We start from the raw sequence: 14,815 nt of genomic DNA on the forward strand, positions 1-14,815 counted from the left end.
ACGTCGCTGTCCTTTGACTCGCGCCGTTCATGGCGCTCGCCCGCTTCGCGGGCGCCTTCGGCGTCCAAATCGGCAATCCTGCCGATTTGTGCCCATCCTACCCACCTACCGATTTGCGTACCGTCAGCGCTGCCCGAGCGGCGCCCGCAGGGGTTCTATGGTGACGGTATCGCCCGCCGCGGCGCTGCCGCTGTCGCGCGCGAGTACGATAAAACAGTTGGCGGCGGCGAGGCCGGAGAGGATATGGCTGCCCTGGGTGCCCACGGGTTCCACCACCAGCGCGCCCGACGCGTCGGTGCGGTAGATGCCGCGCTGGAAATCCGTGCGCCCGGGTTTTTTCTTCAGCGGTTTGAGCAGCCGTGCCGTCAGTGTCTCCGGGCCGCTCCAGATGCCGCCCTGCATCGCGGTCAGGGCCGGCACCACCAGCTGGTAGAAAGTCACCAGCGCGGACACCGGGTTGCCCGGCAGGCCGAAAAACGGCGTGCCCTGCAGGCGGCCGAAGGCGAAGGGCTTGCCGGGTTTCATCGCCACCTTCCAGAAGCCGATATCCCCGAGTTCCTCCAGCACCTCGCGCGTGTAGTCCGCCTCGCCGACCGAGACACCGCCGGAGGTGATGATGGCATCGGCGTCGCGCGCGGCGCGTGTGAGCGCTGCGGCGATGACGGCCCGGTCGTCGGCCAGTATGCCGAGATCCAGCACCTCCACATCGAGCGCCGCCAGTGCGGCCTTGAGCGCGGTGCGGTTGCTGTCGTAGATGTCGCCTTTGCCCAGCGGCGCGCCCGGCTGGCGCAGCTCGTCGCCGGTGGAGAAGAGGGCGATCACCGGTTTGCGCCGCACCTTTACCGAGCCTATGCCGGCGGCCGCCAGCAGGGCGATATGGGCTACCGACAGGCGCGCGCCGGCTTCGAGCAGGAGCTGGCCTTCGCGCACGTCCTCGCCGCGGCGGCGGATATGGTCGCCGATGCGGACCTCGCCGCGGATATGCACCGACTCGGCGCTGGTCTCGACCTGCTCCTGCATCACCACCGTGTCGGCCCCGTTGGGTACCACCGCGCCGGTCATGATGCGCACGCAGGTGCCGGGGTTGACGGTGCCCTGGAAGGGGGCGCCGGCAAAGGATTTGCCGATCAGCTCGAGGGGTTTGCCGGATTCCAGGTCGGCGTGGCGCAGCGCGTAGCCGTCCATGGCGGAGTTGTCGCAGGGGGGCAGGTCCACCGAGGAGGAAACCGCTGCGGCCAGTAGGCGGCCGGCGGCCTGGGCCAGCGGTATCTCCTCGCTGCCGGCGACCGCCTGCACCGAATCCAGCAGCTTGGCGCGGGCCGTTTCGACCGGCATCAGGCCGGGTTGGCTGCAGCAGTCAGACATGGGGGTACTCCTCGTTCAGCGGCGCTCTCGTATTCAGTTGGACTCCGGCCGCTTCTGGTTGACCATCCACACCGCGGCCTCGACCCGGGAGCGCATACCGAGTTTTTTCAGCAGGTGTTTTACATGCACCTTGACCGTGGCGTCGCTGATATCCAGTTCGCGGGCGATCAGCTTGTTGCTGAGCCCGTCGGCGATCAGCTGCAGAATCTGGTATTCGCGGCTCGTCAGGGTGGAGAGGGTGTCCGCACCGGAGTTGTCGGGCTTGCGCAGCGCCGAGGCCAGTATCTCGGTGAGGCGCTGGCTGATCGCGAGCTTGCCGTGGGTGGCCTGCATGACCTGGTCGAGGATGTCCTCGGGTTCCATATCCTTGAGCAGGTAGCCGTCGGCACCGGCGCGGATGCAGGACACCACGTCGGCGTTGTTGTCGGATACCGTCAGCATCACGATGCGCGAGGTGATATCGGCGGCGCGCATCGCGCGCAGCGTGTCCAGTCCGTCCATGCCGCGCATATTCAGGTCCAGCAGTATCACGTCCGGCTCGTGTTCCTTGGCCAGTTCCAGCGCCTGCTCGCCGCTGCTGGCCTCGGCCACCAGTTCCAGGCCCGGCTCCATGGCAAACAGCTGCTTGAGCCCCTTGCGGAACAGGGGGTGGTCGTCAACCATCATGACGGTTGCGGGTTTGGGCATGGGTAGTCTGCCGTTGTTGATCCGTTCGAATGATGACTCTACCACAGGCGGCGCCTGGGTGCGGCTACCCCCAAAGGGGTAAATCCTGCGCGATCGGGGAAAAGTGGTTACTTACTGATGGTAATTGAGCGCTGACCGGCGGCGGACCATAGTGGCAGCACGAATCATTTCGAGCAGGAGTGGCCACCGTGTCAGACATCTATGAATGGACTCCGGAGGACAGCCGATTCTGGCGGTCCCGGGGCAAGAAAATCGCCAACCGCAATTTGTGGATCTCCATTCCCAGCCTGCTGTGCGGCTTCGCCGTGTGGCTCTACTGGGGCATCATCACCGTACAGATGCTGAATCTCGGCTTCCCGTTCGCGAAGGCGGATCTGTTTACGCTGATGGCCATCTCCGGACTCACCGGCGCGACGCTGCGCATCCCCAGCAGCTTCTTTATCCGCCTGTTCGGCGGCCGCAACACCATAGTGTTCACGACCGCGCTGCTGATGATTCCGGCCCTGGGCACCGGTATAGCGCTGCAGAGCAAGGAAACGCCGCTGTGGGTGTTTCAGCTGCTGGCGCTGCTGTCCGGTATCGGCGGCGGCAACTTCGCCAGCTCCATGTCCAATATCAGCTTCTTCTTCCCGAAAGAGAAGCAGGGGCTGGCCCTGGGGCTGAACGCGGGGCTGGGCAACTTCGGTGTGACCACCATGCAGATCCTGGTGCCGCTGTTTATGACCTTCGGTGCCTTCGGCGCCGTCGGCGGCGACCCGATGACGCTGGTCAGCAGCTCCGGCTCCCTGATCGGCAAGGTGCCGGCGGGCTCCGAGGCCTGGATCCAGAACGCGGGCTTCCTGTGGCTGCTGATCCTGGTGCCGCTGGTCTTCGTCGGCTGGTTCGGCATGAACAACCTGCGCACCCAGGAGGTCTCCCCGGATGTCGGCAGCCCGCTGTCGGCGATGGTCAAGATGACCCTGATGCTGGGTATCGGATTCCTGACCGCCGTCGTCGGTTTGTGGCTGCTGCTGCCCGAGGCCGCCAACGGCTCCGGCTGGGGGGTGCCGAAGGAGATAGTGCTGGTGCTGGTGATCGCCGCCACCGTGTTCGGCCTCAAGCTGCTGCCGGGTGAAATCAAGCAGAGCCTGAACCGACAGTACCGCATCTTCGGCAACAAGCACACCTGGGTGATGAGCGTCATCTACACCATGACCTTCGGCAGCTTTATCGGTTTCGCCGCCGCCTTCCCGCTCGCGATCAAGGTGATCTTCGGCTACAGCCACGTGGTCGTGGACGGCGTCATGACCCACGACACAATCAACCCGAATGGCCCCAGCGCGCTGATGTACGCCTGGATGGGGCCGTTTATCGGCGCCCTGATCCGCCCGGTGGGTGGCTGGATTGCGGACCGCATCGGCGGCGCGCTGGTGACCCAGGTGTGCGCCGTGATCATGGTCGTGAGCGCTCTCGGGGTGGCCTACTACATGAAGGCGGCCTACGCCTCCGCCTCTCCGGAGGAGTTCTTCCTGCCGTTCTTCCTGTTGTTCCTGGTGCTGTTCGCCGCCACCGGTATCGGCAACGGTTCCACCTTCCGCACCATCGCGATGGTGTTCCCGAAGGAGCAGGCGGGGCCGGTGCTGGGCTGGACTTCGGCGGTGGCCGCCTACGGCGCCTTCTATATCCCCAAGGTGTTCGGCGAACAGATCAAGGCCACGACACCGGAGTATGCGCTGGCCAGCTTTGCGATTTTTTACGCGGTGTGCCTGGCGGTCAACTACTGGTACTACCTGCGCAAAAACGGCGAATTCTACAATCCATAAAAAACTTCTATTGTGCGTTTATTGTGCGTTGTGGTTTAGGGGGAGTCAGTACTCCCTCTTTTTTGTATCGTAGAGGGCGCAAATCCGCCTGGCGATCGATGCCGGTTGCCGGAATTCCTCCGGCAGACCGGCAGACCGGCAGGCGTATCTATTCGGCCGGCGCCGGCGCAAAAAATAGGAGTCGAATTTTGTTGCAGATTGTAGACCGAGAGCGCGAACAGTCGCTCTTCCCGCTCTGGCGAATGCCTTTTCGCCCGATGTTCCTCGGCGCCGCCGTGTGGAGCTGCATCGCCCTGTGTATCTGGCTCGCGCAGCTGCGCGGCCTGGCCCTGCCCGCGCTGCGCGGCGGCATGACCTGGCACGCGCACGAGATGCTGTTCGGCTTTGCCGGCGCGGTGGTGGTGGGCTTTATCACCACCGCGATGCAGACGTGGACCGGCCTGCGCGCGCCTACGGGGCGGCCGCTGATCGCGCTCTCCGCACTGTGGCTGGCGGCGCGGCTCGGCTACGCCTTCTCCGCGGTGCCGCTGTGGCTGCCGGTGGCGCTGGAGTGCGGCTTTTTCCTGTTCGCGGCCGCGCTCGCCGGCCGGCGCATTCTCGCCGTGCGCCAGTGGAACAACCTGTTTGTCATCCCCGCGCTGATCACCTTCGCGGCGCTGGCCGCGGTGCACTGGCTGCTGCCGGAATGGCAGCGCCGCGTGGGGCTGCTCGCGCTGTTGCTGGTGACCGGCCTGGTCACGGTCTTCGGTGGCAGGGTGATTCCCTTCTTCACGGCGCGGCGCTACCAGCTGCCGCAGCGGGACAAGATCCCGCTATTGGAATTCGGCAGCCACGCCGCCGTGCTGGCACTGCTGTTCGCCGTCGGCCTCGATTTGCCGAAAGCGGTCTGGGCCTGGCTGGCGCTGGCGCTCGGCCTGCTGCAGCTGCTGCGCTGCAGCCGCTGGCGCCCGTCGTTGATCTGGCGCGAACCGCTGCTCTGGTCGCTGCATCTGAGTTACTGGTTTGTCGCACTCGGTTTCCTGATGGCTTTCCTGGCCTGGAGCGGTATCGCGCCCGCGCTCGAGGGCGGTGCGGTGCACGCATTCGGTGTCGGCGGTATCGGCGGCGTGATACTGGCGATGATCAGCCGCGTGACCCTCGGCCACACCGGCCGAACGCTGAAGGCCCCCGGCATTATGCCGCTGGCGTTTGTCGCGCTGATCGCGGCGGCGCTGGCGCGGGTGTTCTGGGCGCCCGCCGGCGCGGCCTATGTGGCGGCCGTGCTGGGCTGGCTTCTGGGCTACGGCCTCTATCTCTACTACTACGCGCCCATGCTGGCCGCGCCCCGCGCCGACGGTCAGGCGGGTTGAGACTATGGCAATGCAAAAAACCGGTGAATTCCTCAGCCCCTATTTTCTCGGCGCCTACGGCGAGAACAACGATGTGCTGGAAAAGTTCGTGGTCGAATTTATGCGCGACCACGTGTTCTGGCGCCGCAACTTCCACCCGGAAGACACGCCGCCGATTACGCCGCAGATGCAGAACCAGCCCAAGTACCGCGACGCGATAGCGCGTATGCAGTTCGAGTTGCACCAGCTCACCGCGCGCCTGAAAAAATCCGTGCCCTTTTTCAATCCGCGCTATGTCGGCCACATGGTGTCCGAGACGCTGATGCCCGCGCTGATCGCACAGCAGGTGGCCACGCTGTACAACCCCAACAATGTGTCGGTGGACGGGGCCACGGTGACCATCGATATGGAGCTGGAGGTGGGGCGCCAGTTCGCGCGCATGTTCGGCTTCAATACCGATGAGGCGCGCTCACCCTGTGCCTGGGGCCACCTGACCAGCGGCGGCAGCAGTGCCAACTACGAGAGTCTGTGGAATTTCCGCGCGGTGAAGTTTTTCGGTATCGCGCTGGCGCGCGCCTGCCGCGAGTTGGGGCTGGCGCTGCCGGTCGACGAGCTGGGTGTCGATATCGCGGCGGCGAGTGACTGGCAGCTGTTCAATCTGTCCATCGACCGCCAGCTGCAGCTGCGCGGCGCCGCCCTGGCGCAGGCGGACAGCAGGCGCCGGCTGCTGGAGGAGATCGAGCGCCACCGGATAGAGACGCTCGGCCCGGTGGAGTTTTTCCAGCGCACGGACCTGAAGCCGCCGGTCATCCTCGCCCCGGCGAGCGCCCACTACTCCTGGAGCAAGGCGGTCAAGATATTGGGCTTCGGCAGTCAGCGTTTGCTCAATGTGCCCGTGAACCAGCGCATGCGCATGGACGTGGCGGCGCTGGAGCGGCAGCTGGCAGAGCTGCGCGCCGAGCGGCGCCCGGTGCTGGCGGTGATCGGTGTGCTCGGCACCACCGAATTCGGCACCATCGATCCGGTCGACGAGATAGTGGCGGCGCGCGAGCGCAGCCGCAGCGAGGGCGTCGACTTCTGCATCCATATCGACGCGGCCTGGGGCGGTTATCTGGCGGCGATCTTCCGCGACCCGCAGGGCGGGGTGAAGCCGCGGGAAGAGGTGCGTAAACACTTCCGCTACTTCCCCTCGGAATCGGTGTACCGCAGCTTTAGCGCGCTATCCGAGGTGGATTCGATCACCGTGGATCCCCACAAGATGGGCTATCTGCCCTACGGGACCGGCGGCTTCGTGTGCCGCAACCGCGGCGTGGCCGAATTGCTGACGCAGAAGGCGGCCTATGTATTCGACGAGCGGGACGGGGAGTCCGATTTCAACCTGCGCAATATCGGCCAGTATGTGCTCGAGGGCTCCAAGCCCGGCGCCAACGCGGCGGCGGCCTATGTCGCCCACCGGGTGCTGCCGCTGGACGCGGAGCACTTCGGCCGGGTCATGGGCCACACGATACAGGCCGCGGAATATCTGCACGACCAGCTGCTGGCACTGGCCGAAGAGCTCCGCGAGCAGGTCAGCCTGGTCCTGCCCTTCGAGCCGGACACCAATCTGATCTGCATCGCGATCAACCCGCGCGGCAACCGCAGCCCGGTGCGGCAGAACGCCTTCACGCGGCGGGTGTTCGGCCACCTGAAGGTGGAGCCGGACAAGCCGATCCAGGCGAAGGAGTTCGTCGGTTCGTTTACGTCGCTGTTCCGCCGCAACCTCGACGACGCGGCGGCCGGGCGGCTGGCCGACAAACTGGGTCTCGACGCTGACGCCTTCCGCTGCGACGTCAGCGATCCCGAGCACCAGTCAGAGAGCATGTTCGTGCTGCGCCACACGATTATGAATCCGTGGGTCATGGCCAGCAGCGGCGGCCAGACCTATCTGGAAAAATACTGCACCTTCCTGCGCGAGATCCTGTTGCAGGAGCTGCAGGAGGGTCAGTGGCGGGTCTGAGCGGGCAGATCCCGCGATGCGGTAATTGACAGAGGTAAACAATGGTTGAACTGCTTTCCCCGGCCGGAACCCTGAAGAGTATGCGCTTTGCCTTCGCTTACGGCGCCGACGCTGTCTACGTGGGCCAGCCGCGCTACAGCCTGCGCGTGCGCAACAACGAGTTCAACCGGCTGGAAAATCTGGCGGCGGCGATCGACGAGGCGCACCGAGTCGGCAGGAAAATCTATGTCGCCAGCAATGTGGCGCCGCACAACGACAAGCTGCGCAGCTACCTGCGCGATATGCAGCCGGTGATCGAAATGGGGCCGGACGCGCTGATCATGTCGGACCCGGGGCTGATCATGATGGTGCGGGAAACCTGGCCCGATATGCCGGTGCACCTGTCGGTGCAGGCCAATGCGGTCAACTGGGCCACGGTCAAGTTCTGGCAGCGGCAGGGGCTGACCCGGGTGATACTGTCGCGGGAGCTGTCCCTCGACGAGATCGAGGAAATCCGCATGCGCTGCCCGGAGATGGAGCTGGAAGTCTTCGTGCACGGCGCCCTGTGTATGGCCTATTCGGGGCGCTGCCTGTTGTCGGGCTACATCAACCACCGGGACTCCAACCAGGGGGCCTGCACCAATGCCTGCCGCTGGAAATACAGCGCCCACGCGGCGGTGGAGTCCGAGACCGGCGACCTGGTCCCGGCGCAACAGACGAATGCGGCCGCGGCCAGCCCGGAGCCGGTACTCCTGCAGGAGGCGAGCCGCCCCGGCGAGCTGATACCCGTGTACGAGGATGAGCACGGCACCTACATCATGAACTCCAAGGATCTGCGCGCGGTACAGCATGTGCAGCGCCTGGTGCAGATGGGCATTCACTCGCTCAAGATCGAGGGGCGGACCAAGAGCCACTACTATGTGGCGCGCACCGCCCAGGTGTACCGGCGGGCCATCGACGACGCTCTCGCCGGGCGCGAGTTCGACTTCGGCTTGATGACGAGCCTCGACCACCTGGCCAGCCGCGGCTACACCGAGGGCTTCTATCGCCGCCATGTGCCCAGCGAACTGCAGAACTACGACCGCGGCTCCTCCGCCAACCCGGCCCAGCAGTTTGTCGGCGAGGCGCTGGCGGTGGACGGCGGCTGGATGACCGTGGAGGTGAAAAACCGCTTCGAGCTGGGCGACCGGCTGGAGCTGATCACCCCCTCCGGCAACCACCCGTTCCGGCTCGAGGCGCTGCGGGGCCGAAATGGCGAGCCGCTGACGGCGGCGCCCGGCGCCGGCCATGTGGTGCGGCTGCCGCTGCCGGTGGCCGTGGCCGAGGCCGAGCGCGACTATGTCCTGCTGATGCGCCACAGGGGCTGACGGCCGCCGCGGGAATCCTGACGGATTTCGAAAGCGGTGTCTGCGCGGGCAGCCGCAGCGCTGTTTCGCGGCGCTTTTATCTGTTACCTTGTGGCTTCTTAATTTGCACAAATGTACTAACTGGAGTGGCGCGAGGGAATCCGGCGACAGGGCGGGTCCGCGCAGGCACTCTACCGAGCGAAGGGACGATCGATGCTCCAGCCATTACAAAAACTGAAAACCCTGATATTGGTCCCGCTGCTCGCCGCGCCGGTGGCGGGTCTGCAGGCCGCGGACAGCGGCGCGGGAAAACAGCTGTACGCCAGTTGTGCGGCCTGCCACGGGCCGGCCGCCGAGGGCAATCCGGCCATGCAGGCACCGGCGCTGGCGGGGCAGTCTGCGGCCTACCTGGCGCGCCAGCTGCACAACTTCCGCAGCGGTGTGCGCGGCGCCGCCGACGGGGATGTGTTCGGGGCGCAGATGCGCGCCATGGCGCAGGTGTTGGCGGACGACGCGGCGGTGGACAATGTCTCCGCCTATATCGCGAGCCTGCCCCCGGTCACCCCGGCCGCCACCGTGGACGGCGATCCGGTCGAGGGCAACAAGCAGTACCAGAGTAAGTGCGGCGCCTGTCACGGCAGCGCCGGCCAGGGCAACGACGCGCTGAACGCGCCGCGCCTGGTTGGAGTCGGCGATGCCTACCTGATCCGCCAGTTCGAGAATTTCCAGAAAGGCATCCGCGGCAGCCACCCGCAGGACAAATACGGCCTCCAGATGAAAATGATGGCCGCCACCCTGAATGCGCAGCAGCTCAAGGATGTCGCCGCCTTCCTGAACAGTAAGTCCGAATAGACATTCGGATTTGCCGTTCGGCGAGACACAACAACAGCGAAAAAAGAATAACAACGCAATGTTTCCAAGCCACCTGCTCCGCAAGGCCGCACTGCTGGCCGCCGCGCTGACCGGCGCGGCGGCCGCGGCGGACTCCCCCGCGCCCATCGAACTGGCCGCGGACTGCCCGCCCGGATTCGAGCTGAGCGCGGGCAACCGCTGCGAGCTGCGCAGCCTCTACGACGGTTATCAGTCCCTCGGCGGCGCGGGTGTCGGCGGCCTCAAGACCGCCCTGCCGGAAATCCGCGATGGCTTCAGCCCGCAGCAGATCGACCTGGGCCGCTACCTGTTTTTTGATCCGCTGCTGTCCGGTGACGACAGCCTCTCCTGCGCCAGCTGCCACCACCCGCAACTGGGCTTTGCCGACGGGCGCGCGCGCAGCATCGGTATCGGCGGCGCGGAAGTGGCGCGGGCGGCGCCGAGCCTGTGGAATGTCGGCTTCCTGAAAAAATTCTTCTGGGATGCGCGCGCGGACAGCCTCGAGCAGCAGATGCAGGGGCCGCTCTACTCCGAGGTGGAGATGGGCAGCGACCCCGCCCAGCTGCTGGGCGATATCGGCGCCAGCGCCGAGTACCGGCGCCTGTTCGCCGAGGCCTTCCCGGGGGAGGGCGAGCGGCCGACGCTGGAGCAGATCTACACCGCCATCGCCGCCTTCGAATCGTCGCTGATATCCCTGAACAGCCGCTATGACCAGTACGCGCACGGCTATCAGGATGCGCTGACCGAAGACGAGAAGGAGGGCATGAATATCTTCCGCTCCTTCGTCGCGCGCTGTGCCGAGTGCCACACGCCGCCGCTGTTCACCAACCAGCAGATCGCCGTGATCGGCGTGAACGAGCCCCAGGGGCGCGAATTCGATCCGGGCGCCGGGGCCGTCTTCGACAACCCGACCTGGCGCGGCGGCTTCAAGGTGCCGTCGCTGCGCAATATCGTGAAAACGGCGCCCTATATGCACTCCGGGACCTTCGACGACCTGCGCGATGCGACCGAGTTCTACACCCTCGGGCGCGGCCACGCCCTGCCGGAGGAGGAGAAACAGCGCATGATCCTGCACTGGCATATCTGGGAGCCGGATCTGAGCGACGAGGAAATAGACCGGCTGGTGGATTTCATGGGCACCCTGACCGATGAGAGATTTACGCCGCAGATTCCCCCGCGGGTGCCGTCGGGCCTGCCGCCGATCGGTGTTCTGCCGGAGGCCCTGCGCGACATGGCCGGCAACTGACAAAAACACAACGACAAACAATAAAAGGGACTCAATATGGCCAGTAAACTCCTTACCGCCGTCGCGGCTGCGGGCCTGGTGGCCGCCGGCGCCTTCCTCGGCAACCAGCTCGGGCGGGACAACAGTCATGTCATCGTCAGCGGTGCCGAGCGCTTCGGCGCCGAGGCCGCCTCCACAGGCGCCGGCCCGGCCCGTTTCGACAGCTCCGTGGGCGCCAGCGGTTCCGGCAAGCTCTGGGAGGTAAGGGATGGCGAGTCCATCCAGAAGGCCGTCTCCGCGGCCGCGCCGGGGGATGTCATCCGGGTCTATCCCGGCACCTACTCCGAAACCGTGTATATCGATAAGGACGATATCCAGTTGAGCGGCGTGATTGTCGACGGCGAGTGGCCGGTGATGGAGGGCGGCAAGAAGCTCAACGATGCGATCCTTTACTCCGGCAACAACATTACCGTGGAGAATTTCCGCATTCGGCACTACAAGGGCAATGCGGTCATGGGGCAGGCCGGCAACAACTTCCTGATCCGCAACAACCACGTCATCGACACCGGCGTGTACGGTATTTTCCCACAGCTGGGGAAAAACGGCCTGATCACCCACAATGTGCTCAGCGGTATCGAGGATGCGGCCATCTATGTCGGCATGTGCGACAACATTCACGTTTCCCACAACGAGGTGTTCGACAGCGTTGCCGGTATCGAAATCGAAAACACCCGCAACTCCATCGTCGAGAATAACTATGTGCACGACAACACCGGCGGCGTGCTGGTGTTCATCACCCCGGGCCTGCCGATCAAGGACACGGTCAACACCATCGTGCGCAACAATTTTATCGTGAACAACAACACCGAAAACTTCGGTGCCGAGGGCTCCATCGTCGCCGGCGTACCGGCCGGTACCGGCATTCTCAATATGGCCGGCGACAAGACCACGATCGAAGGCAATATCATCAGCGGCAACCGGAATATCGGCATCCTGATTACCGACCACCACAATGCGCCGAACCTGACCCTCGATCCGGAGTCAGACCCCAGCTCCGACGAGGTGGCGATTCTCGACAACTTTATGTTCGACAACGGCACCGACCCGATCGACGAGATCAAGGCGCTGAAGGCGCTGTCACTGTTCAGCGGCCCGGTGGATATCCTGAATGTGGGTGAAAGCCGCAACAGCTGTATCCTCGATCGCGATCAGTACCCGGCCGTCGGCCTGGGGGACTTCGGCACCTGCGGCTTTACCGATACCGCCGATATCTCCACCTTCCTGCTGGACGAGCCGGCGCCGAAGCGCGAAATAGCCGCGGCGGATATGGGCAAGGCCGCCTACTACGGCATCTGCGCGGGCTGCCACGCCTACAATGTGCGCATGATCGGACCGCCGACCCAGATTATTCAGGCGCTGTATATGGACAACCCGCAGGGGATCGTCGACTACATCACCAATCCGACCAAGAAGCGCGAAGACTACCCGGCGATGCCGCCGCAGAATTACCTTTCCGAAGAGGTGCGCATGGCCGCCGCCAAGTACATGCTGGAGGTGCGGCGCCACAAGGTGATCAGTGAAAACGCCGAGAAAATGGACAAGGACATGGCGAAGGCCAGGGAACTGGAGGCCGCGGAAGGCTGACGGCGGCGGGTTCCGGAATCCGCACCCGGGCGGCTACACCAGCCCGTTTCTGGCGATCGCCGCGTAAACTTTCCGGCAGCGCTTGCCCAGTTCGCTGACGTCGCCCAGTGTCGGGATCTCGCCTCCGTCGAGGCGCTGGGTCCAGTCGTACAGCTCTCCGTCGATAAACTCCAGCAGTTTTTTCGGACAGCCGCGGCAGGGGCCGGCGCAGAGTTCCGCCGCGGGCAGCGAGAAGGGCAGGGTGGTGCGGACCTCCTCGATCAGCGCGCGCATCGCGCTGACGGTGTCCGGTTTGCGCGGGCGCTCCACGGCGGTTACCCGAAAGGCCAGGGCGATTTGCTCAGCGCGGCGCTGAGCATATAGGCGAAACACAGGCCCGCCGCCAGTGCGGCAGCCAGGCGCTGCGGATTGTTGCGCGCGAGCCGCAGCGTGACCACGCCGAAGAAAATATAGGCCAGCAGCGCGCAGAGTTTTGCGATCAGCCAGGGCTGCTGCAGGGGCGCGCCGTGCAGCAGGGCGAGCAGCAGCAGGGCGGAGACGAAAAGCCCGCTGTCGAGCAGGTGTGGCAGTGTGCGCGCGAGCCGCCCGCGCGCCCAGCCGGCGCCGGCCAGCAGGCCGCCGGTGCGCAGCGCGAAGCCGATAAACGAGAGGCCGACGAGGGTCACGTGCGCGCTTTTCAGTATGAGGTAGTCCATTCCGCTCAGGCCTCCTGCCAGATGACTTCACGCTCCCGGGCGTACTGGGGAATAAACTCGAAGCGCACCTCGGTACCGCCGCAATCCCGCTGGCCGATATTCAGGCTGCCGCCCAGATTGCTGGCGCGCTCCTCCATGATCGACATGCCGAAGTGGTTGCGCTTTTCCGGCGAGTCGCCGATACCGATACCATTGTCGCGTACGCTGACATTGAGCAGGTGGTGGTTCTGGGCCAGGGTGATTTCCACCAGGTCGCCCTGCGAGTGGTAGACGGCGTTCTGCGTCGCCTCGCGCACCAGCTGCAGCAGGTGGATTTCCTCCTGCGGCGTCAGCGGCACCTCGTCGAGGCGATAGTCCAGCCGGACGTCGATCTGCGGGTGCTGTTCGCGATAGGCGAGGATCGACTGCTCGAGGATGCCGCGCAGGCCGCCCTTGCCGATTTGCAGGCGGAAGGTGGTGAGCAGTTCGCGCAGCTGCCGGTAGGAGGCGTCCAGGCCCTGCTTCAGTTCGGAGATGATTTCCTGGATCTCCCCGCTGTCCGCCTTGCCGCTGCGGTTCGCGCGATTGAGTCTGGTGACCTGGATCTTCAGGTAGGACAGGGACTGCGCGAGCGAGTCGTGCAGTTCCCGCGCGATGATGGCGCGCTCGTCCATCAGCGCCACGCGCCGGTCCTGGGCCACGCGCTCGTTGATCGCGATGGCCGCGGTAATACTGTCCGCGAATGTGGCCAGGCGCTGCTGCTGCTCGTCGTCGAGCGCCTGGCCTTTCGGCAGGCTGCACACCAGCACGCCGTAATTGCTCTTGTCCACCTCTAGGGGGAAGCGGTACACCTGCTGGTCTTCCTCCTCCGTCACCCCGCAGCTGCTGACGCAGGTGTTGCAGTCCTCGCTGCCGCAATGGGCGTTGCCGCTGCCCAGCACCAGGTGCTCGTAGGGGGTTTCCCCCTCCGGCGTCATCAGGCACAGGTCCATGTTTTCGAGGCCGGCGACGCCGGCGAACTCGTTCAGCCACTGCTCCAGTTCGGCGCCGGGCAGCGGGCCCTCGCTGATCCGCCGCGCCAGCCGGTACTGGAAGTCCAGGGCCTCGTGGCTTTTCTGCAGCTGTGCGGTCTTCTGTTCGACGCGGCGTTCGAGATCGCTCTGGGTCGCCTGGATCACATCGCTCATATGATTGATGGTGCGGGCCAGCACGCCCAGCTCGTCCTCGCTGTCGATATCCAGGCGGTGCTCGCGGAAATTACCCAGCGCGATGCTGGCCGAGCGGTTGGTCAACTGCTTCAGGGGCTGCTCCACCGAGCGGTGCAGTATGTACAGGGACAGGTAGACCAGCAGCACGGTGGCGAACATGGAGCCGAGTTGCACCATGCGCAGCAGGTTGATCTTTTCCTCGGCGATGGACTGGTAATCGGACACCAGTGCGTCCACGTCGGCGATAAAGGGCTCCAGGCGGGCGGCCAGCTGCTTCGAGGTCAGGGCGGTCCGGCCGTCGGCCACCGATTCCACCAGCGGGCGGATCACCTCTTGCCAGTCGTCCCGAACCGCGCGGAAGCGCTCCGCCGCCGGGGCGTCATCGGCGATGGCGAACTCCGAAATGGTGATCAGGCGTTCCAGACGCTCGGCCACGGTATCGGCGATATCGGCGGTGGACTGCCGGTCGCCGGACGGCGCCGTGGCGGCCAGCCGATAGCTCATCGCGCGCAGCGAGCCGGCCAGGTTGACCGCCGCCGCATCGTTCTCGGCCGCGTCCGAGATCACGTAGGAGGCGACCATCGAACTGAGGGCCACGAGCACGGTGAGCAGCATCAGGGTGCCGATGCGGTAGACGATGGATTGGCGGATTCGGTTCAACATCTTTCGATTCGGTTCCGTTGTGGGCCTG

At 65.2% G+C, this 14,815-nt stretch carries 12 protein-coding genes; 7 read left to right on the plus strand and 5 right to left on the minus strand.

The genetic code is table 11. From position 1 onward, the window contains the following. Window positions 1-123: 123 nt before the first annotated feature. Together moeA and narL are read right to left on the minus strand one after the other, a co-directional pair. Window positions 124-1,365 carry a molybdopterin molybdotransferase MoeA gene (moeA, locus tag ACXAF3_RS06185; protein WP_475111421.1) on the minus strand — a complete coding sequence of 414 codons (1,242 nt, stop codon included), beginning with the start codon at window positions 1,363-1,365 and terminating at the stop codon, window positions 124-126. A gap of 33 nt (window positions 1,366-1,398) precedes the next feature. After that, window positions 1,399-2,052 (minus strand): two-component system response regulator NarL, encoded by a 654-nt coding sequence (narL, locus tag ACXAF3_RS06190; RefSeq protein ID WP_475111422.1) that lies wholly within the window; start codon window positions 2,050-2,052, stop codon window positions 1,399-1,401. Window positions 2,053-2,240: 188 nt separating this feature from the next. Here narL and ACXAF3_RS06195 point away from each other — a divergent pair, with 188 nt between their 5' ends. From ACXAF3_RS06195 to ACXAF3_RS06225, 7 genes are all read left to right on the plus strand, one after another. Beyond that, entirely contained in the window at window positions 2,241-3,854 is a 1,614-nt protein-coding gene (locus ACXAF3_RS06195) for an MFS transporter (RefSeq protein ID WP_475111423.1), read from the plus strand. 188 nt (window positions 3,855-4,042) lie between these two features. Further along, window positions 4,043-5,203 (plus strand): NnrS family protein, encoded by a 1,161-nt coding sequence (locus tag ACXAF3_RS06200; RefSeq protein ID WP_475111424.1) that lies wholly within the window; start codon window positions 4,043-4,045, stop codon window positions 5,201-5,203. 4 nt (window positions 5,204-5,207) lie between these two features. Then, the gene (locus ACXAF3_RS06205) at window positions 5,208-7,178 is read left to right on the plus strand and encodes a pyridoxal phosphate-dependent decarboxylase family protein (RefSeq protein WP_475111425.1); all 1,971 of its coding nucleotides are present in this window, start codon (window positions 5,208-5,210) and stop codon (window positions 7,176-7,178) included. A 41-nt stretch (window positions 7,179-7,219) separates the two neighbouring features. After that, on the plus strand, window positions 7,220-8,524 hold the full coding sequence (gene trhP, locus ACXAF3_RS06210; protein ID WP_475111426.1) for a prephenate-dependent tRNA uridine(34) hydroxylase TrhP: 1,305 nt from the start codon (window positions 7,220-7,222) through the stop codon (window positions 8,522-8,524). Between the two features lie 192 nt (window positions 8,525-8,716). After that, a complete protein-coding gene (locus ACXAF3_RS06215; protein ID WP_475111427.1) occupies window positions 8,717-9,355 on the plus strand; it encodes a c-type cytochrome in 639 nt (212 codons plus the stop codon). Between the two features lie 58 nt (window positions 9,356-9,413). Beyond that, window positions 9,414-10,619, plus strand: a complete 1,206-nt coding sequence (locus ACXAF3_RS06220; protein WP_475111428.1) for a cytochrome-c peroxidase — start codon at window positions 9,414-9,416, stop codon at window positions 10,617-10,619. 36 nt (window positions 10,620-10,655) lie between these two features. Next, window positions 10,656-12,242: a parallel beta-helix domain-containing protein gene (locus ACXAF3_RS06225; RefSeq protein WP_475111429.1), complete on the plus strand. Its 1,587-nt coding sequence runs from the start codon at window positions 10,656-10,658 to the stop codon at window positions 12,240-12,242. Window positions 12,243-12,275: 33 nt separating this feature from the next. On the opposite strand, the gene ACXAF3_RS06230 is transcribed toward ACXAF3_RS06225, so the two are convergent. From ACXAF3_RS06230 to ACXAF3_RS06240, 3 genes are read right to left on the minus strand one after another with little or no spacing between them, the layout of a single operon-like run. Beyond that, window positions 12,276-12,551: a hypothetical protein gene (locus ACXAF3_RS06230; protein ID WP_475111430.1), complete on the minus strand. Its 276-nt coding sequence runs from the start codon at window positions 12,549-12,551 to the stop codon at window positions 12,276-12,278. 5 nt (window positions 12,552-12,556) lie between these two features. Further along, a complete protein-coding gene (locus ACXAF3_RS06235; protein ID WP_475111431.1) occupies window positions 12,557-12,937 on the minus strand; it encodes a SirB2 family protein in 381 nt (126 codons plus the stop codon). Between the two features lie 5 nt (window positions 12,938-12,942). Next, window positions 12,943-14,787 carry a histidine kinase gene (locus tag ACXAF3_RS06240; protein ID WP_475111432.1) on the minus strand — a complete coding sequence of 615 codons (1,845 nt, stop codon included), beginning with the start codon at window positions 14,785-14,787 and terminating at the stop codon, window positions 12,943-12,945. Between the last annotated feature and the right edge of the window lie 28 nt (window positions 14,788-14,815).

The organism is Microbulbifer sp. ABF4_143 (assembly GCF_056160225.1).